Source organism: Massilia aurea (assembly GCF_040790145.1).
In the GTDB taxonomy this organism is placed as follows: domain Bacteria; phylum Pseudomonadota; class Gammaproteobacteria; order Burkholderiales; family Burkholderiaceae_D; genus Telluria; species Telluria aurea_C.
Map to the genome: position 1 here is coordinate 231,552 of NZ_JBFMMP010000005.1, position 16,827 is coordinate 248,378.

The window sequence follows — 16,827 nt, forward strand, 5'->3', positions numbered from 1 at the left end:
ACCATGAAAACAAGCACCAACACCATCATTTTGCTGGGCCTGCTGGCTGGCAGCGTACAGGCCCAGACCACGCTGGGCCTGTACGGCATCGTCGATGCCGGCATCGTCGGCGAGCGCGGCGGCACCGCGAGCACGACCAAGGTCACGAGCGGCGCGGCGGCCGCGTCGCGCATCGGCATCAAGGGCAACGAGGAACTGGGCGACGGCATGGCCGCGTTCTTCATCCTGGAATCGGGCGTGCGCATTGATACCGGCGAACTCGACGCCCAGAACACGCTGTTCAACCGCCAGGCCCTGGTGGGCCTGAAAACGCGGGTGGGTAGCGTTACGGTCGGGCGCCAGTATACGCCTTGGCACGCGACGCTGGCGGCGGTGGCCGACCCGTTCGCCACCGGATACGCGGGTACGTCGAAGAACCTGTTTCCCGATTCAGGCAGCAACGTCCGCACCAGCAATACGGTGATGGTCGCCTCGCCCGTGATCGGCGGCGTGAGCGCCGACCTGGCCTACAGCGCGGGCGAGCGCAGCATCGACAGCGCGGCCGGGCGCCAGTACGGCGGCTCGGTCGGCTACGCCGCCGGCCCGCTGGTAGTGCGCCTTGCCTACAACAACCGCAACACCGACCTGCCGGCGGTGGCCGGCGAGGCGGCCGCCTGGGCGACGGGCCGCAACACGCTGCTGGCCGCGACCTATGTCGTCAAGGGCGTCAAGCTGCATGCCGGCTACGGCATCGACAAGGGCTACAACGCCGCGCCGATACCGAACGCCAACAATCCGTTCGGCGGCGTCAAGCCGACCGCATCGACCGACGGCCGCTCGGCGCTGCTGGGCGCGACGGCGCCGCTGGGCGGGGGCACGCTGCTGTTCTCGGTCATGCACAAGGACGACAAGACCGCCTTCAATCAGGACGCCAGCGCCTGGGGCGTGGGCTACCTATATCACCTGTCGCGCCGCACCGGCCTGTACGCGGCCTACGCCCACGTCAACAACAAGAACGGCGCCGGCTACACGGTCAACAACAACAGCGAAACGGGCAGCGGTGACACGGGCTATAACCTGGGCCTGCGTCACACGTTCTGAGTGGTGCTCGTACCCAGCAGGTAGTTGTCCTTCACGCGCACATAGTGCTCCGCCGAATAGCGCAGATTGGCCAGTTCCTGCGCGGAGAGGGCGCGCACGCGCAGCGCGGGCCGACCGATATACAGGTAGCCGCTATCGAGCACCTTGCCCGGCGCGACCAGGCTGCCGGCGCCGACCATCACGCGCGGCTGGACGACGACATCGTCCATCAGGATCGCGCCCATGCCGATCAGGCATTCGTCGCCGACGGTGCAGCCGTGCAGGATCACGTTATGGCCGATGGTGACGTAGTCGCCGATCGTCAACGGTGAGCCGAGCGGCTTGTGCTCGTTCTTGTGCGCCACGTGGCCCATCGTGAAATCCTGGATGTTCGAGGCGCGCCCGATGCGGATCGTGTTGACGTCGCCGCGCAGCACGGCGTTGCACCACACCGAGCTGTCGTCGCCGATGTGAACGTCGCCGATGAGTTGGGCCGACGGGTTGATGTAGACGCGTGCGCCAAGAGTGGGGGACAGATCGAGGTAGTTGGAAACAGGCATGGGACAGGTGTGCGCCAAGGGCGGATGGTTGTGCGTGCCTGACGATAGTCGGGGCCCACGGGAGTGTCAACCCGGCCTGAGGCGCGCCAACCCCGATCTCACGTTGATGAGTGGCAGCAACCTTGCAGCATGGCCCGTACGCTGGCGTTACAATAAGAGATTCGCAATTTTTCCAACGAGATCACCATGGCCGTCAATTCCCCCCTGCCAGTCGCAGCCGACCTGAAACCCGTCAACGGCATCGAGATCGGTTTCGCCGAAGCGGGCATCAAGAAGCCCAACCGCAAGGACATCCTCGTCATGCGCCTGGCCGAAGGCGCGACCGTGTCCGGCGTGTTCACACTCAACCGCTTCTGCGCCGCGCCGGTGCAGGTCAGCAAGGCCAACCTGGAAGCCGTGAAAAATGGCGCCGCGCCGATCCGCGCGCTGGTCGTCAACACCGGCAACGCCAACGCGGGCACGGGAGAGCAAGGCCTGCAAAGCGCACAAGCCACCTGCGCCGAACTGGCCAAGCTGCTTGACATCGAGCCAGGCCAGGTGCTGCCGTTTTCAACCGGCGTGATCCTCGAGCAGCTGCCGCTGGCGAAGGTCGTTGCCGGCCTGCCGGCCGCAGTGTCGAATCTGAAGGCGGACAATTGGTACAACGCCGCCGAGGCGATCATGACCACCGACACCCAGCCGAAAGCGGCCTCGCGCACCGTCACGATCGGCGGGCACACCGTGACGATGAGCGGCATCAGCAAGGGCGCCGGCATGATCAAGCCGAACATGGCCACGATGCTGGGCTACCTGGCGTTCGACGCCAAGGTTGCGCAGCCGGTGCTCGATCAACTGGTGAAGCATGCGGCCGACCATTCGTTCAACGCGATCACCATTGACGGCGACACGTCGACCAATGACTCGTTCATCATCGTCGCTACCGGCACTGGTGGTCTGGTGATCGACAAGGCCGAAGGCGCCGATTACGAAGCCTTGAAGGAAGCCGTCACCGACATTTCGCGCAACCTGGCGCAGCAGATCATCCGCGATGGCGAGGGCGCGACCAAGTTCATGACCATCACGGTCGACGAAGGCGTCGACGTGGCCGAGTGCCGCAAGATCGCCTACGCGATCGCGCACTCGCCGCTGGTGAAAACCGCGTTCTTCGCGTCCGACCCGAACCTGGGCCGCATCCTGGCCGCCGTCGGCTACGCCGGCGTGGATGACCTCGATGTGACGAAGCTCGACCTGTACCTGGACGATGTCTGGGTCGCGAAAGCAGGTGGGCGCAATCCCGACTACAAGGAAGAGGACGGCCAGCGCATCATGCAGCAGTCCGAGATCACGGTGCGCGTCAAGCTCGCGCGCGGCGACGCCACCGCCACGGTCTGGACCTGCGACCTGTCGCACGACTACGTCTCGATCAACGCCGACTACCGGTCCTGATCTTGACGTCGCCACTGGATCAGTTCCTGCGCCGCGCCGAGGGGCTGCTCGAGCGCCTCGAGGCGGTGCTGCCGGCCGCGCACGCCCGTGAGCCGGACTGGAAGCGCAGCTATGCCTTTCGCTGGCGCCGGCGCACGGGCGGTAGCGGCAACTACCTGCAACCGGTGCTGCACGCGTCCACCATCAACCTGGACGACCTGCACCACGTGGCCGCGCAAAAGCGCCAGATCGAGCAGAACACGCGCCAGTTCGTCGCGCGCCGCCCGGCCAACAACGTGCTGCTCACCGGCGCGCGCGGCACCGGCAAATCGTCGTTGATCAAGGCGTGCCTGAACGGCTACGCCGACCAGGGCCTGCGCCTGATCGAAGTCGACAAGGCCGACCTGGCCGACCTGCCCGACATCGTCGACCTGGTCGCGGGCCGGCCCGAGCGCTTCGTGATCTTTTGCGACGACCTGTCGTTCGAAGAGGGCGAGGCCGGCTACAAGGCATTGAAGGTGGCGCTCGATGGCAGCATCTCGGCGCAGTCCGACAATGTGCTGATCTATGCGACCTCGAACCGGCGTCACCTGATGCCCGAGAAAATGTCGGACAACGCCAGTTACCAGCATGGCGCCGATGGCGACCTGCATCCGGGCGAGACGGTCGAAGAAAAAATCTCGCTGTCCGAGCGCTTCGGCCTGTGGCTGTCGTTCTACCCGTTCCGCCAGGACGACTATCTCGAGATCGTCGGGCACTGGCTACGCAGCTTCGGCTGCACGCCGGAACAGGTCGCGGCCGCGCGGCCCGAGGCCTTGCAATGGGCGCTGCAGCGCGGCTCGCGCTCGGGCCGCGTGGCGTGGCAGTTCGCCAAAGATTATGCGGGCAAGCTGCCGGATGACGCCGGCCATGAGTGAAGTGAAAACCAGGCCAGTGGACGTCGCCGTGGGCGTGTTGATGCGCCCCGATGGCGACGTGCTGCTCGGCCAGCGGCCCGATGGCAAGCCATATGCCGGCTACTGGGAATTCCCGGGCGGGAAAGTGGAAGCGGGCGAAGACATCTTCGCGGCGCTGCAGCGCGAGTTCATGGAAGAACTCGGGGTGCAGGTCGTGAGCGGCGAAGCCTGGTGCTGCGTCGAACACGTCTACGAGCACGCGCACGTGCGCCTGTATTTCTATATCTGCCGCGAGTGGCTCGGCGAGCCGCAAAGCCTGGAAGGGCAGGCCTTTGCCTGGCAGGGCGCGTACGGCGTCAGCCCGCTGCTGCCGGCCACGATCCCGCTGCTCGAGTGGCTCGATCGCGTGCGGTTTGCGGATCACTCGTCGGATCGTCCAATATAAGGTTAGTCCCATGAAGATCATCATCCTCGGCAGTGGCGTCATCGGAACCGCATCGGCGTATTTCCTGGCCCAGGCCGGGCATGATGTGACCGTGATCGACCGTCAACCGGGCGCGGGTCTGGAAACGAGCTTCGGCAATGCCGGCGAAATCTCGCCCGGCTACGCCACGCCGTGGGCCGGGCCGGGCGTACCGGCCAAGGCGGTCAAATGGCTGACGATGCAGCACAGTCCCCTGGTCATCCGCCCCAGACTGGATGTGCACCAATGGCGCTGGATCCTGCAGATGCTCGCCAACTGCAATACCCACAGCTACCAGCTCAACAAGACGCGCATGGTGCGCCTGGCCGAGTACAGCCGCGATGTGCTGGTGCAGCTGCGGCGTGACACCGGCATCGCCTACGACGAACGCAGCCAGGGCACGCTGCAGCTGTTTCGCACGCAGAAGCAGCTCGATGGCGCGCACACGGATACCGAGGTGCTGCGCCAGTCGGGCGTGGCGTATGAACTGCTGGATCCGGCCGGGTGCACGCGCTACGAGCCGGCCCTGGCGCGCGTGCCGGGCAAGTATGTCGGGGGCCTGCTGCTGCCGAACGACGAGACGGGCGACTGTTTTAAATTCACGCAGGCGCTGGCCGAACTGGCCAAGGGCCTGGGCGTCAAATTCCGCTACGGCGTGAAGATCGCGCGCCTGAATATCGACACTGATCGTGTGACCGGCGTCGTCACCGACAAGGGCGAACTCAAGGCCGATACGTTCGTGATGGCGCTGGGCAGCTACTCGCCGCAGCTGCTGCGCCAGATCGGCATCCATATTCCCGTGTATCCGGTGAAGGGCTACTCGATCACGGTGCCCATCACCGATGCCTCGGGCGCGCCGGAATCGACCGTGATGGACGAGACCTACAAGGTGGCGATCACGCGCCTGGGTGACCGCATCCGCGTGGGCGGCACGGCCGAAATCGCCGGCTACGACCTGCGCCTGCACCAGGCACGGCGCGACACGCTCGAATACTCGGTGACGAATCTGTTCCCGGATGGCGGCGATGTCGCCCAGGCCTCGTTCTGGTGCGGCCTGCGGCCGATGACGCCGGACGGCACGCCGGTGGTGGGGCCCACGCCTTACCGCAACCTGTTCCTCAATACGGGCCACGGCACGCTGGGCTGGACGATGGCGTGCGGTTCGGGGCGCGTGCTGGCCGATATGCTCTCTGGCCGCCAGCCCGAGATCGGCCTGGAAGGCTTGTTCATGGACCGCTACGGGCGGCGTAACAAGCCGGTGGTGATGCCGGCGGGGATCGTAGTCGCTTAGCGCTCCGGCGGCGGTTCGTCAAACGGGTCGAGCGGATCGGCCGGCACGGCGCCGGGTATCACGAACTTCTCTTCGGCCCAGGCGCCCAGGTCGATTTGCTTGCAGCGCTCGGAGCAGAACGGGCGGTACTTGTTCGCCTCGATCCATTCGACTTTCTTGCTGCAGGTAGGGCAGGAAACAACGGTCATCGTACGGTCAATCAGGAATCAATCAAAAATTACAGAGCGTCAGGTCGAACGGCACGTCGGCTTCGAGCGGCTTGGGCTTGCAGTCGCCGTCCTGGCTGGTGAAGCGTACCCACAGCATATACTTGTTGGCCGAGATCTCGGGAATCGCCCCGCTTGTTTCGTCCAGCGTCAGGCGCAGCATCTGGTAGATTTTACCTTGCAACATCTGCTGGTAGCTGCCGGCGGCGGCGAACATCTTGACCGGCGCGCCCGAATTGCGCAGCAGGCGCAGGATCAGCGACAGCGCTTCGAGCAGCGGCGAGAGGGGGCCGAACCAGCCCATGATGTCCTCGAACCGTTTCTCGGCAGGCCGCTTTTGCCAAGCGAAGTACGACGGCAGGTCGAACTCGCAGGCGCCGCCGGGAATGATGGTGCGCCCGCGAATGCTCATGAGCCACTCGTTCTCGCGCACGTTCTGCCCGGTCTTGCCCTGGCTGGATACCAGCGCGCTGCTGGCCGCTTCGAGTTCGGCCAGCACGGCGTCGAGCGTTTCGGCGACAACGGCCGGATTGCTGCGGTAAGCGAGCAGCGACTGCTTCTGGCGTTCGAGTTCCTGCAGCAGGTCGGATTTCAGGTCGGCGCGACCGGCCACTTCCAGCATGTCGAAGATCGTCGCGAGCGCGACATGGTGCTGCATCGGGTGTTCCTGGTGCACGAAAAACTTGAATTTCTCGTACAGGTCTTCCAGCCGCAACAACGTGCGAATCCGCTCGTTGAAAGGGTATTCGTAGACGATCAAAATGACATTCCTCTGAATGTAGGCTGGCAGGCAACTTCGTGATTCTGAACCATGCGAAGCAAAATTACAAACACTGCATCACTCTTGTTACACTCTTAACGCCAGATACCGCTGATGCAAGGCTTCCACCTGCATTCGCAGGGCTTCCAGGCCGGCCTCATTGTCGACGACGTCGTCGGCCGCGGCCAGGCGCCGGGCGCGCGTGACCTGGGTCGCCATGATCGCGCGCACCTCGTCGACGCTCAACCGGCTGCGCTGCATGACACGCGCGACCTGGGTATCTTCCGAGCAGTCGACCGCCAGCACGCGGGTGACGCGCTCGCGCCAGCTACCCGATTCGATCAGGAGCGGCACCACATAGATCACGTAGGCGCCGGTGGCGGCCTGGCCGGCCGCCGCAGTCGCGGCGCGGATGCGCGGATGCAGGATCGCTTCGAGCCGCGCGCGCGCCGTGGCGTCCGCAAACACGAGGGTGCGCATGCGGGCCCGATCGAGCGCGCCGTCCGGCTGCGCGAAGTCCGGGCCGAATTCGGCCACGATGGCCGGCATCGCCGCGCCCTGCGGCGCCGTCAATGCATGGGCGATCACGTCGGTGTCGACGATGGTCGCGCCCAACGCGGCGAACAGGTCGGCCACGGTGCTCTTGCCACAGCCGATGCCACCGGTCAGGCCCACAGAAAACGCTGTCGTCATCCCAGCAGGCCCGCCGTGAATCCGCCCAGCTGCGCGCCGTACAGCATCGTGAGCAGGCCCGCCGCCGCCAGATACGGGCCGAACGGGATCGCCTTGTCGCGCGCACGCTTGGCGAACACGATCAGGCTGATGCCCACAATCGCGCCGACGACCGACGACAGCAGGATGATGGTCGGCAGCGCGGTCCAGCCCAGCCAGGCGCCCAGGGCAGCGAGCAGCTTGAAGTCGCCGTAGCCCATGCCTTCCTTGCCGGTGGCGAGCTTGAACAGCCAATACACGGACCACAGCACCAGATAGCCGGCAGCGGCGCCGATAACGGCGTCCTGCAGCGGCACGAAGGTGCCATTCAGGTTGATGAGGAGGCCACCCCACAACAGCGGATAGGTCAGGTCGTCCGGCAGCAGTTGGGTGTCGAAGTCGATGAAGGTCATGGCGATCAGCAGCCATGCGAAGACCACGCTGGCCATGCCCATCGCGCCGCTGCCGAAGGTCCAGACCAGCAGGCCGGAGATGATGGCGGTGAACAGTTCGACGGCCGGATAGCGCGGCGAGATGCGCGTCTTGCACTTGCGGCACTTGCCGCCGAGGGCCAGGTAACTGATGACCGGGATGTTTTCCATGGCCGTGATCTGGTGCCCGCAACACGGGCAGGCGGAGCGGGGCACCGTCAGGTTGAAGCGGTCGGTGTGCGGCGGCGGCTTGCCGCTTTCCTGCGCCACGTAGTTGTCGGACTCGCGCTGCATCATCTTGGGGATGCGGTAGATGACCACGTTCAGGAAGCTGCCGACCAGCAGGCCCAGTAAGGCTGCCACCAGTGTGGGTGCGAGCTGTGCAGGGAGCGCGAACAAAAGTGATTCCAGGGGCATGGCGGTCGTTCCGGGTCGGGTGGCGTGCAGTACGGAGAAACTGCACAGTAGATTCTCTACAACAACCTTATTGTAGGGCGTTTCCCCACTTTGGCGAAGCGCTTTGCCGGTTCCCGCGCACGATTGCGACGCCTCACGCGCGCTGCGTCGCCACGCACTAGGCTCGATCCAATCGACTCTTACCCGTGCCGCCGCGCCCATGCCAAGTCCGACTTTCACATTCCTGAACCACGCCAGCTTCCTGGTGCGCACCGACAGCGCGCTGTTGCTGGTCGATCCCTGGCTCGAAGGCACGGTGCACAACGACGCCTGCAGCCTGCTCGACGGCGCCACCGGCAGCGCACGCCTGATTGCCGAACTCAACGCCAGCGGCTTGCCGGTCTTTGTCTGGTGTTCGAGCGCCCGGCCCGATCGCCTGTCGCGCCAGTTCCTGCAGCGCTTTCGCGCGCAATTTCGCGGCATCGCCACGTTTTTGTATCGCCAGGGCCACGACTGGCGCCTGATCGGCGAACTACGGCGCCACCGCCTGGCCATTGCCGAATGCCCCGCCGGGCAGCTGCGCACGCTGGCGCGCGACCTGCGACTGACGGCGTACGCCAGCGGCGAGGGCGAATCATATTGCCTGATCGCGTGCGGGCGCCGCACGCTGCTGCACCTGGGCGAGCGCGCGCTGGCCACCGGCCCGGCGTGCCGCAGCGCCGCCGCGCAACTGCGGGCGGCCCATCAGCGGGTCGATGTGCTTCTCACCGGCTTCGCCACGCTGGCCTGGTGCGGTAACCCGGCCGATGCCGCCCGGCGCGAGGCGGCCGCCGAACGCGGCATCGAGCGCATGGCGTTGCAGGCCGAAGCATTCCGGCCGCGCCTGATCGTGCCGGTTGCCTCGTTCGCGCGCTTCAGTCGCGTCGACAATGCCTGGCTCAACCACGGGCGCCGCACGCCGCTGGGCGTGCTTGCAGCGCCGCGACTGGCCGCGCAGCGCGGCATCATCCGCTTCTTGCGGCCTGGGGCGCAGATCGACCTGGCATTCGATACCCTGGCTACCCTTGGCGCGCAGCACGAAGACGCGCTGGCCTACTGGATGGCGCTCTGGCGCGAGCGGCCCGAACCGTTGCGGCTTCCGGCTCAGGCCGCGCTCGCCGAGCTCAAGGAAGCATTCGGCAGCTACCGCGCGCGCGCCAACACACGCCTGCATGCGCTGCCGCGCCTGCTCGAACTGCTCGGCGTGCTGCGCCCGCTGTTGCTGAGCTTGCCCGACCTGCGCCAGACGGTCGAGCTGTCGTACCGGCGCGGCCTGCGCCAGTTGGCGCGCGATGCCCAGGCCGACATCACGATGTGTTCTGGTACGGCGCTGTACCTGCTGCGCGCCGAGGATGGGTTCGACACGACGCTCGCTGGCGGCTGTTTCTGGGCCATGCGCGAGCGTGGCTTGTCGACCTTCGGGCGATTCTTCCTGCCCCAGCGGATGGGCCGGCGTGGTCTGGACCGGCAACGGCCATGGGCCATGGGCGCTGCGCTGCTGCGTGCAGCATTGGCTCGGGCGCGGCGTGGCATGCACGCCGCAGAGCGATAATCGCCACAGGCAAAATACTGTCGCGCTGCCATCTAATTCTTGTGCGCTGATTCACAGCAGGCGCGATTGGCGATATTCCCGCATTGGGCGCGATGATTCCATTCTTCTCGGTAATAATTCCCAAATCCGTTATTAACAAGCAGTATCGGAATGGCCAAATGGCAGCGCCGTTACGACGATATCGAAACATTGATATATCGATATTTCGCTCAGCATGCTCTTGATATTGTTCCATTTGCGCAACAAGTCACGGTGACGTCAGCCATGCGCGAAGTTGGCGCCGGCATGCGCGCATCGCGCCGCAGCAGAACGCGACACAGTTGCCAGGCCGGCCGCACTGCGTTGTTCGCCTGGCGTCGCACCCGGCCGGAACGCGATCGGCTGGCCTGATCGGATACATTCGTAACGACAATTCTGCGAATTGCATCAATGCCGGTTGTCCCTCCGACGCCATGTTATCGACGTTCTGCTAACGGTCTGTTCCAATTATTTAAAACAATCGAATTTTCAGAATAGTCGAATGTTTCAATTGTCAATATAAGGTTTTCTATTTCAGCGATGGGAATATGCACCAGCGAATTGGCGAGCCAGCGCGGCGATGCGTGCGACGCGCCGGCTAATGCCGTCTTTATTGTGGTCATTTCCAATGGCGCGTCAGTGTCAGCATTGTTATCATGCGAGACGCATTCATATTCAACGTCAACATGGAGCAGAAATATTATGTCCGACGACCAGCAATCTCCTTCCCGGCGCCGCGCTCTCATCAAGACCCTCGTCTTCGTGCCGATGGGCGCGGGTGCCGCGGCTGCGCTTCACCAGAACTTGCCGAACGCGACGGCCGCTGCGCCGGCCGAAGGCAAGCCCGATGCCTACACCCCAAAATTCTTCACCGCGAGCGAATGGAAATTCGTCATCGCCGCTGTCGATCGCCTGATTCCGCATGACCAGCACGGCCCCGGCGCCGTCGAACTCGGCGTGCCGGAATTCCTCGACCGCCACATGCAGACGCCCTACGCCGCCGGCGCCATCTGGTATATGCAGGGCCCGTTCCTCGAAGCGACGTCCGAATTCGGCTACCAGGGCAAGCTGGCGCTGAAAGACATCATCCGCGTGGGCATCAAGGCCGTCGATGCGCACTGCGCCAGCAGCTTCTCGGGCAAGGCGTTCGCCGACCTCGACGTGCGCATGCAAGAGACGGTGTTGAAGGATCTCGAAGAAGGCAAGATCAAGCTGGCCGACATCTCGTCGAAGCTGTTCTTCGCCGACTTCCTGGCCGAAGTGCGGGCCGGCTACTTCGCCGATCCAAGCCATGGCGGCAATAAAAACATGGGCGCATGGAAGATGATCGGTTACCCCGGGATGCGGGGCGATTATCTCGAGTGGGTCAAAATTCGCGACAAGCCGTACCCGCTGGGTCCGGTGGATCTGGCAGGACGAAGGGGATAACAATGGCAATCGTAAAACCAAAAACAGATGCAGTCATCGTGGGCATGGGCTGGGTTGGCGCCATCATCGCCAAGGAACTGACTGACGCCGGCCTGAATGTCGTCGTGCTCGAGCGCGGTCCCGACCGCGACACGCAACCCGACTTCGCCTATCCGCGCGTGATCGACGAGCTCGAAGGCTCGGTGCACCGCAAGTACCTGCAATCGCTGGCGCAAGAAACCATCGCCATCCGCCACAACGGCACCACCCAGGCCGTGCCGATGCGCCGCATGGGCTCGTTCAAGCCGGGCACCGGTGTCGGCGGCGCCGGTTCGCACTGGTCGGGCTGCCACTTCCGCGCCTTGCCTGAGGATTTCAAGATCCGCAGCATCATGGAGCAAAAGTACGGCAAGAAGATCCTGCCGGCTGGCATGTCGATCCAGGATTTCCCGATCACCTATGAAGACCTGGAGCCGCACTTCGATCACTTCGAATACGTGTGCGGCACCTCCGGCAAGGGCGGCATCATCAATGGCCAGCAGGTTGCCGGCGGCAACCCGTTCGAAGGCTCGCGCTCGCGCGAATTCCCGCTCGGGCCGAACCCGGATTATCTCGGCGCCGAATACTTCTACAAGGCCGCGACCGCAATGGGTTACCACCCGTACCCGATCCCGGCCTCGAACGCCTCGGGCACCTACGTCAATCCATACGGCTGCCAGATGGGCCCATGTAATTTCTGCGGCTTTTGCTCCGACTATGGCTGCCTGAATTACTCGAAGGCGAGCCCGAACGCGAACATTCTGCCGGTGCTGCGCGGCCGCAAGGGCTTCGACATGCGCACGATGGCGCAAGTGATGAAGGTCAACCTGACCCCGGACGGCAAGATGGCCACCGGCGTGAATTACCTCGACGCCCAGGGCCGCGAAACCGAGCAGCCGGCGGACATCGTCGTGCTGGCCGCATTTGCGCTGTACAACGTGCACTTGATGCTGTTGTCCGGCATTGGCCCGGCCTACGATCCTGTCACCAAAACCGGCACCGTCGGCAAGAACTACTCGTACCAGAACCTGAACCGGGTCTCGCTGTTCTTCGACGAAACCGTGCACGCCAACCAGTTCATGGGCATCGGCGGCGGCGGCGCCACGTTCGATGACCTGAACGGCAACCGCAACGATCCGACCAAGACCGGCTTCATCGGCGGCGGCATCATCTGGGCGCGCCAGCCGGGCGGCGGTCCGGTGCGCGGCATCGCGACGGCGCCGGGCGTGCCGGGCTGGGGCAGCGACTGGAAGAAGGGCGCCAAGGACGCCATGCGCCATTCGTTCTACTACGAAGTGCAGGGCTCCTGCATGTCGTACGACGACGCCTACCTCGACCTCGATCCGAACTACAAGGATGGCTTCGGCCGCCCGCTGCTGCGCATGACGTTCGACTGGCACGACAACGAAATCATCGCGTCGCAATACCTGGTCGGCAAGGCGCAGGAAATGTGTCAGGTGCTTAATCCATTGGCCACCAAGGGCGATGCGAAAAAGCCGGGCACGCACTACAACATCAACCAGTACCAGAGCACGCACACGGTGGGCGGCGCGATCATGGGCGACAACCCGAAGACGTCGGCCCTGAACAAGTACCTGCAGTCGTGGGACGTGCCGAACGTGTTCGCGCCGGGCGCCAATGCCTTCCCGCAGAACAATGGCTACAACCCGACCGGCATGGTCGGCGCGCTGGCCTACTGGTGTGCCAAGGCGATCCGGGAGCAATACGTCAAGAACCCAGGTCCCCTGGTCCAAGCTTAAGAGGACGATCACATGACGAAGAAAAAATCGGGGAAAAAAGTCCTCCTGACCCTTGGCATCGTTGGCGCGCTGGTGTTTGCCGGCGTGTACGGCTACGCCGTCGCGCCGACCGAGACGCGCAAGATCGAACCTGGTCCGCTGCTGGCTGCCGGCGCCACGCCTGATGCGGGCCTGATCGAGAAGGGGCGCTATGTCGCCACCGCCTCGGACTGTATCGCCTGCCACACCGCGCCCGCCGGCAAGGCGTTCGCGGGCGGCCGCGTGATCCAGTCGCCGATCGGCAATATGTACTCGACGAACATCACGCCCGACAAGGCGACCGGCATCGGCAACTACACGCTGGACGACTTCGACCGCGCGATCCGCCACGGCATCACGCCAACGGGCGGCACGCTGTACCCGGCGATGCCGTTCCCGTCGTATGCCCGCATGAGCGACGACGACCTGCGCGCGCTGTACGCCTACTTCATGCACGGCGTGGCGCCGGAAAGTGCCGCGAATCGCCCGGCCGATATCCGCTGGCCGCTGTCGATCCGCTGGCCACTGGGTATCTGGCGCAAGACCTTCGTGCCGGTGCAAGGCCCGATGGACCTGTCGAAGTACGCCGACCAGCGCATCGCGCGTGGCGCCTACCTGGTGCAGAGCCTGGGGCACTGCGGCACCTGCCACACCCCGCGCGCCGCCACGCTCAACGAGCTGGCGCTGGACGAGTCCGGTCCCGAGTACCTGGCCGGCGGTCCGCTGATCGACGGCTGGCTCGCGGTCAACCTGCGTGGCGACAATGTCGATGGCCTGGGCAACTGGAGCGAGAAGGATATCGTCGATACCCTGAAAACCGGTCGCAACAGCCATTCTGGCGTGCTCGGCGAGCCGATGCAGGATGTCGTCCTGCACAGCACGCAGAACATGACGGATGCCGACCTGAGCGCGATGGCGGGCTACCTGAAAACGCTGCCGCCGAGCGGCGACAAGAAAGCCAGCTTCGCGGCCAGCACGGCGACGGTCCAGGCGATCATGAGCGGCGACGACAGCCAGCGCGGTGTCCAGGTGTATCTGGACAATTGCTCGGCGTGTCACCGGGTTGACGGCAAGGCCTCGGGCAATGTGTTCCCTGCGCTGCCGGGCAATCCGACCGTGCTGCAGGAAGACCCAACGTCGCTGATCCGCGTGATCCTGGCCGGGGCGCGCCTGCCATCGACCCACACGGCGCCATCGGAGCTGGGCATGCCGGGCTTCGCGTGGCGCCTGTCGGACGACGAGACGGCGCACCTGGCCACCTTCGTGCGTACGGCCTGGGGCAACAAGGCTTCGCCAGTCGGCGCGGCCGATGTCGCCAAGGTGCGCAAGGCGCTCAAGGACCATGAAATCCATGAGCTCGACAAGGGCGATACGAAGCACTGAGTTTTTTGGTAGCATGACGGCGGCGCCGCCAGTACAAGGTCATTCACGTGACCGGGTACTGGCGGCGCCGCTTTTTTTTTGCCGACCGAACGACCGAATTCCCATGACGATCAAACTTATCCTGGCAGCAGCCAACCGCTTTGTTCCAGCCACTCGCACATCGTCGATGACGTTCTTCGCCACCACGCCGGCGCGCATGGCGCTTTCACTATACGGTTGCATCTGGTGCAGCGTTGCGGCCGCCCAGGATTCCCCAGGCATCGACCTTTATGGCTCGCTGCGCTCGCAACTCGAGACGGTCAGTCCCGATCACGACCGTGCGTACACGGGCATGCGCGATGCCTATTCGCGGGTGGGCATCAACGCGCGCTATCCGGTCGATGCCAACCTGGCGCTCACCGCGCAACTCGAACTACCGGTCGATGTCGCGAATACGCGGCTGCGCGATCCCTACGATCAGGACGAGCCGATTCGCCTTGCCACCATCGGCGTGCAGGGCAAGTTTGGCGCCATCACCTACGGCCAGCAGTGGATGCCGTTCTACAATGCGGTGGCGGCGCCGGTGGACATGTTCAGCAGTTATTACAGCGGTTATGCGACCTATACCGTGTTCCGGGTTGCCAAGACGCTGGCCTATTCGACGCCGGATTATCAAGGCTTGTCGTTTGGCGCGGCGTATTCCGGCAGCAGCGGCAATCGGCGCTCGACGTCCCGCATCGACGACCGGCGATGGCAGGCGGCGGCGACCTATACGCGTGGCGACACCCGGCTGGCTGCCGGGATCGATGACCGTGGCGACGCCGGGTATGGCAGGAACCGCCTGTACGGGATCGCGCTGAGCCATCAGGTCGATGACTTGTATCTGGCGATCAAGTACGAGGCCTTCGAATCAGGAAATCGCCAGGCGGACAGCTTCTCGACGAACGGCAACCGCGCCGTCAATTTCTATGGCCACTACGTCATGGGCAAGAGCACGGTCAAGCTGATGCTGGCGAAGGTCGACAACTATGGTGACGAGATCGTCCATGTCGGCATCGACCATGCCTTGTCGAGCCAGTCCAGGGTATTCGCCGAGGTCTATCACGAAGCCGCCACCGCGGCGCTGACTGCGCGCCGCGGTGGCCTGGATGACGGTGGCGCCATCGTCCACGGCGGCCGTGCGATCGCGGTCGGCCTGCGCCACGATTTTTGAGGCCGCTGCTTACACCACCGAACCGAGCTTGAAGATCGGCAAATACATCGCCACCACCAGCCCGCCAATCAGCACACCCAGAATCACCATGATGAGTGGCTCCATCAGCGACGACAACGCCGCCACCGCCTCGTCGACCTCGTCCTCGAAGAAGTCCGCCACCTTGCCCAGCATGGCGTCGAGCGAGCCGGATTCTTCGCCGATCTGCACCATCTGGATCACCATATTGGGAAACACGTCCGCATTCTGCATCGACGCCGTCAGGCTGGTGCCGGTGCTGACTTCATTCTGGATCTTGCGCGTCGCTTCCAGATAGACGGCGTTGCCCGACGCCCCGCCGACCGAATCGAGCGCTTCCACCAGCGGCACGCCGGCGGCGAACATGGTCGCCAGCGTGCGCGTCCAGCGCGCGATGGTGGCTTTGCGGATCACGCTGCCGAAGATCGGCAGGCGCAGCAGCAGGCGGTCCATCGCCTGCTGCATCTTGAGCGAGCGGCGCCAGGCCTGGAAGAAGAAGTAGCCGGCGGCGAACATCGAGCCGAAGATCAAATACCACCAGGTGACGAAGAAGTCCGAGATCGCCATCACGACCAGGGTTGGCGTGGGCAGGTCGGCGCCGAAGCTTTCGAACACCTGTTTAAAAGCCGGCACCACCCAGATCATGATCACCGCAGTGACGATGAACGCCACCGCCAGGATGGCGATCGGGTAGGTCAGCGCCGACTTGATCTTGGCCTTCAACGCCAGCGTCTTTTCCTTGTAGATTGCCAGGCGCGTGAGCAGGTCTTCCAGGATACCGGCCTGTTCGCCGGCCCCGACCAGGTTGCAGAACAGCGGATCGAAATACAGCGGAAATTTGCGGAACGCGCGGTTCAGGCTGGTGCCGGTCTCGACGTCGTTGCGCAGGTCCTGGATCAGCTTGGCCATCGACGGGTTGCCGTGGCCCTTGCCGACGATGTCGAACGATTGCAGCAGCGGCACGCCGGCCTTCATCATGGTCGCGAGCTGGCGCGTGAACATGGTCAGGTCCTTGTCGGTGATTTTCTTGCCGCTGCGGTAGACCTTCTTCTTGACCTTGGTGACCATGATGCCCTGGCGACGCAGGGTCACGTTGACGATTGCTTCGCCGCCGGCGCGCACTTCGCCGCGTACGGTCCGTCCGGTCTTGTCCTTGCCCTCCCACGCGTACACGTTTTCCTTGATCTGCGCGCCGCGGCTTTTGGGGGATAGGGAAGTTGCCAT

The 16,827-nt window shown here is 64.4% G+C and carries 17 protein-coding genes; 11 read left to right on the forward strand and 6 right to left on the reverse strand.

What is annotated here, in order from left to right; genetic code table 11:
- The first annotated feature begins 3 nt into the window (after positions 1-3).
- On the forward strand, positions 4-1,080 hold the full coding sequence (locus AB2N08_RS10685) for a porin (protein ID WP_367610616.1): 1,077 nt from the start codon (positions 4-6) through the stop codon (positions 1,078-1,080).
- Here AB2N08_RS10685 and AB2N08_RS10690 read toward each other — a convergent pair.
- Positions 1,068-1,619, reverse strand: a complete 552-nt coding sequence (locus AB2N08_RS10690; protein ID WP_367610617.1) for a gamma carbonic anhydrase family protein — start codon at positions 1,617-1,619, stop codon at positions 1,068-1,070. The genes AB2N08_RS10685 and AB2N08_RS10690 overlap by 13 nt on opposite strands.
- 186 nt (positions 1,620-1,805) lie before the next feature.
- Between AB2N08_RS10690 and argJ the strand changes: the two genes are divergently transcribed.
- The 4 genes from argJ to AB2N08_RS10710 are packed head-to-tail and all read left to right on the forward strand — an operon-like array spanning position 1,806 to position 5,673.
- Entirely contained in the window at positions 1,806-3,044 is a 1,239-nt protein-coding gene (gene argJ / locus AB2N08_RS10695; protein WP_367610618.1) for a bifunctional glutamate N-acetyltransferase/amino-acid acetyltransferase ArgJ, read from the forward strand.
- 2 nt (positions 3,045-3,046) lie between these two features.
- A complete protein-coding gene (locus AB2N08_RS10700; protein ID WP_367610619.1) occupies positions 3,047-3,940 on the forward strand; it encodes an ATP-binding protein in 894 nt (297 codons plus the stop codon).
- A complete protein-coding gene (locus AB2N08_RS10705; protein ID WP_367610620.1) occupies positions 3,933-4,364 on the forward strand; it encodes an NUDIX domain-containing protein in 432 nt (143 codons plus the stop codon). Before AB2N08_RS10700 ends, AB2N08_RS10705 begins: the two co-directional genes overlap by 8 nt.
- 10 nt (positions 4,365-4,374) lie before the next feature.
- Positions 4,375-5,673 carry a D-amino acid dehydrogenase gene (locus tag AB2N08_RS10710; RefSeq protein WP_367610621.1) on the forward strand — a complete coding sequence of 433 codons (1,299 nt, stop codon included), beginning with the start codon at positions 4,375-4,377 and terminating at the stop codon, positions 5,671-5,673.
- Here AB2N08_RS10710 and AB2N08_RS10715 read toward each other — a convergent pair.
- The 4 genes from AB2N08_RS10715 to AB2N08_RS10730 all read right to left on the reverse strand — a co-directional run bounded on the left by AB2N08_RS10715 (position 5,670) and on the right by AB2N08_RS10730 (position 8,198).
- Complete coding sequence (locus AB2N08_RS10715; protein WP_367610622.1) at positions 5,670-5,861, reverse strand: DNA gyrase inhibitor YacG; 192 nt, start codon at positions 5,859-5,861, stop codon at positions 5,670-5,672. The genes AB2N08_RS10710 and AB2N08_RS10715 overlap by 4 nt on opposite strands.
- A gap of 22 nt (positions 5,862-5,883) precedes the next feature.
- Entirely contained in the window at positions 5,884-6,639 is a 756-nt protein-coding gene (gene zapD / locus AB2N08_RS10720; protein ID WP_367610623.1) for a cell division protein ZapD, read from the reverse strand.
- Positions 6,640-6,726: 87 nt separating this feature from the next.
- Positions 6,727-7,332, reverse strand: a complete 606-nt coding sequence (coaE, locus tag AB2N08_RS10725; protein ID WP_367610624.1) for a dephospho-CoA kinase — start codon at positions 7,330-7,332, stop codon at positions 6,727-6,729.
- On the reverse strand, positions 7,329-8,198 hold the full coding sequence (locus AB2N08_RS10730; protein ID WP_367610625.1) for a prepilin peptidase: 870 nt from the start codon (positions 8,196-8,198) through the stop codon (positions 7,329-7,331). Before AB2N08_RS10730 ends, coaE begins: the two co-directional genes overlap by 4 nt.
- 199 nt (positions 8,199-8,397) lie before the next feature.
- Between AB2N08_RS10730 and AB2N08_RS10735 the strand changes: the two genes are divergently transcribed.
- The 6 genes from AB2N08_RS10735 (at position 8,398) to AB2N08_RS10760 (ending at position 15,585) form a co-directional block, all read left to right on the forward strand.
- Complete coding sequence (locus AB2N08_RS10735; protein WP_367610626.1) at positions 8,398-9,768, forward strand: hypothetical protein; 1,371 nt, start codon at positions 8,398-8,400, stop codon at positions 9,766-9,768.
- 150 nt (positions 9,769-9,918) lie between these two features.
- Complete coding sequence (locus AB2N08_RS10740; RefSeq protein ID WP_367610627.1) at positions 9,919-10,158, forward strand: hypothetical protein; 240 nt, start codon at positions 9,919-9,921, stop codon at positions 10,156-10,158.
- 330 nt (positions 10,159-10,488) lie between these two features.
- Positions 10,489-11,214, forward strand: a complete 726-nt coding sequence (locus AB2N08_RS10745) for a gluconate 2-dehydrogenase subunit 3 family protein (protein ID WP_367610628.1) — start codon at positions 10,489-10,491, stop codon at positions 11,212-11,214.
- Between the two features lie 2 nt (positions 11,215-11,216).
- The gene (locus AB2N08_RS10750; protein WP_367610629.1) at positions 11,217-12,992 is read left to right on the forward strand and encodes a GMC family oxidoreductase; all 1,776 of its coding nucleotides are present in this window, start codon (positions 11,217-11,219) and stop codon (positions 12,990-12,992) included.
- 12 nt (positions 12,993-13,004) lie between these two features.
- Positions 13,005-14,393, forward strand: a complete 1,389-nt coding sequence (locus AB2N08_RS10755) for a c-type cytochrome (protein ID WP_367610630.1) — start codon at positions 13,005-13,007, stop codon at positions 14,391-14,393.
- A 103-nt stretch (positions 14,394-14,496) separates the two neighbouring features.
- Positions 14,497-15,585, forward strand: a complete 1,089-nt coding sequence (locus AB2N08_RS10760) for a porin (protein WP_367610631.1) — start codon at positions 14,497-14,499, stop codon at positions 15,583-15,585.
- 9 nt (positions 15,586-15,594) lie between these two features.
- On the opposite strand, the gene AB2N08_RS10765 is transcribed toward AB2N08_RS10760, so the two are convergent.
- Positions 15,595-16,827 carry a type II secretion system F family protein gene (locus AB2N08_RS10765; RefSeq protein ID WP_367610632.1) on the reverse strand — a complete coding sequence of 411 codons (1,233 nt, stop codon included), beginning with the start codon at positions 16,825-16,827 and terminating at the stop codon, positions 15,595-15,597.

Excerpts from the sequence above, each read along its gene's own strand:
- AB2N08_RS10685 (WP_367610616.1), top strand. The coding sequence starts at position 4 with ATGAAAACAAGCACCAACACCATCATTTTGCTGGGCCTGCTGGCTGGC.
- AB2N08_RS10690 (WP_367610617.1), bottom strand. The coding sequence starts at position 1,619 with ATGCCTGTTTCCAACTACCTCGATCTGTCCCCCACTCTTGGCGCACGC.
- argJ (WP_367610618.1), top strand. The coding sequence starts at position 1,806 with ATGGCCGTCAATTCCCCCCTGCCAGTCGCAGCCGACCTGAAACCCGTC.
- AB2N08_RS10705 (WP_367610620.1), top strand. The coding sequence starts at position 3,933 with ATGAGTGAAGTGAAAACCAGGCCAGTGGACGTCGCCGTGGGCGTGTTG.
- AB2N08_RS10710 (WP_367610621.1), top strand. The coding sequence starts at position 4,375 with ATGAAGATCATCATCCTCGGCAGTGGCGTCATCGGAACCGCATCGGCG.
- AB2N08_RS10715 (WP_367610622.1), bottom strand. The coding sequence starts at position 5,861 with ATGACCGTTGTTTCCTGCCCTACCTGCAGCAAGAAAGTCGAATGGATC.
- coaE (WP_367610624.1), bottom strand. The coding sequence starts at position 7,332 with ATGACGACAGCGTTTTCTGTGGGCCTGACCGGTGGCATCGGCTGTGGC.
- AB2N08_RS10730 (WP_367610625.1), bottom strand. The coding sequence starts at position 8,198 with ATGCCCCTGGAATCACTTTTGTTCGCGCTCCCTGCACAGCTCGCACCC.
- AB2N08_RS10735 (WP_367610626.1), top strand. The coding sequence starts at position 8,398 with ATGCCAAGTCCGACTTTCACATTCCTGAACCACGCCAGCTTCCTGGTG.
- AB2N08_RS10740 (WP_367610627.1), top strand. The coding sequence starts at position 9,919 with ATGGCCAAATGGCAGCGCCGTTACGACGATATCGAAACATTGATATAT.
- AB2N08_RS10745 (WP_367610628.1), top strand. The coding sequence starts at position 10,489 with ATGTCCGACGACCAGCAATCTCCTTCCCGGCGCCGCGCTCTCATCAAG.
- AB2N08_RS10750 (WP_367610629.1), top strand. The coding sequence starts at position 11,217 with ATGGCAATCGTAAAACCAAAAACAGATGCAGTCATCGTGGGCATGGGC.
- AB2N08_RS10755 (WP_367610630.1), top strand. The coding sequence starts at position 13,005 with ATGACGAAGAAAAAATCGGGGAAAAAAGTCCTCCTGACCCTTGGCATC.
- AB2N08_RS10760 (WP_367610631.1), top strand. The coding sequence starts at position 14,497 with ATGACGATCAAACTTATCCTGGCAGCAGCCAACCGCTTTGTTCCAGCC.
- AB2N08_RS10765 (WP_367610632.1), bottom strand. The coding sequence starts at position 16,827 with ATGGCAACTTCCCTATCCCCCAAAAGCCGCGGCGCGCAGATCAAGGAA.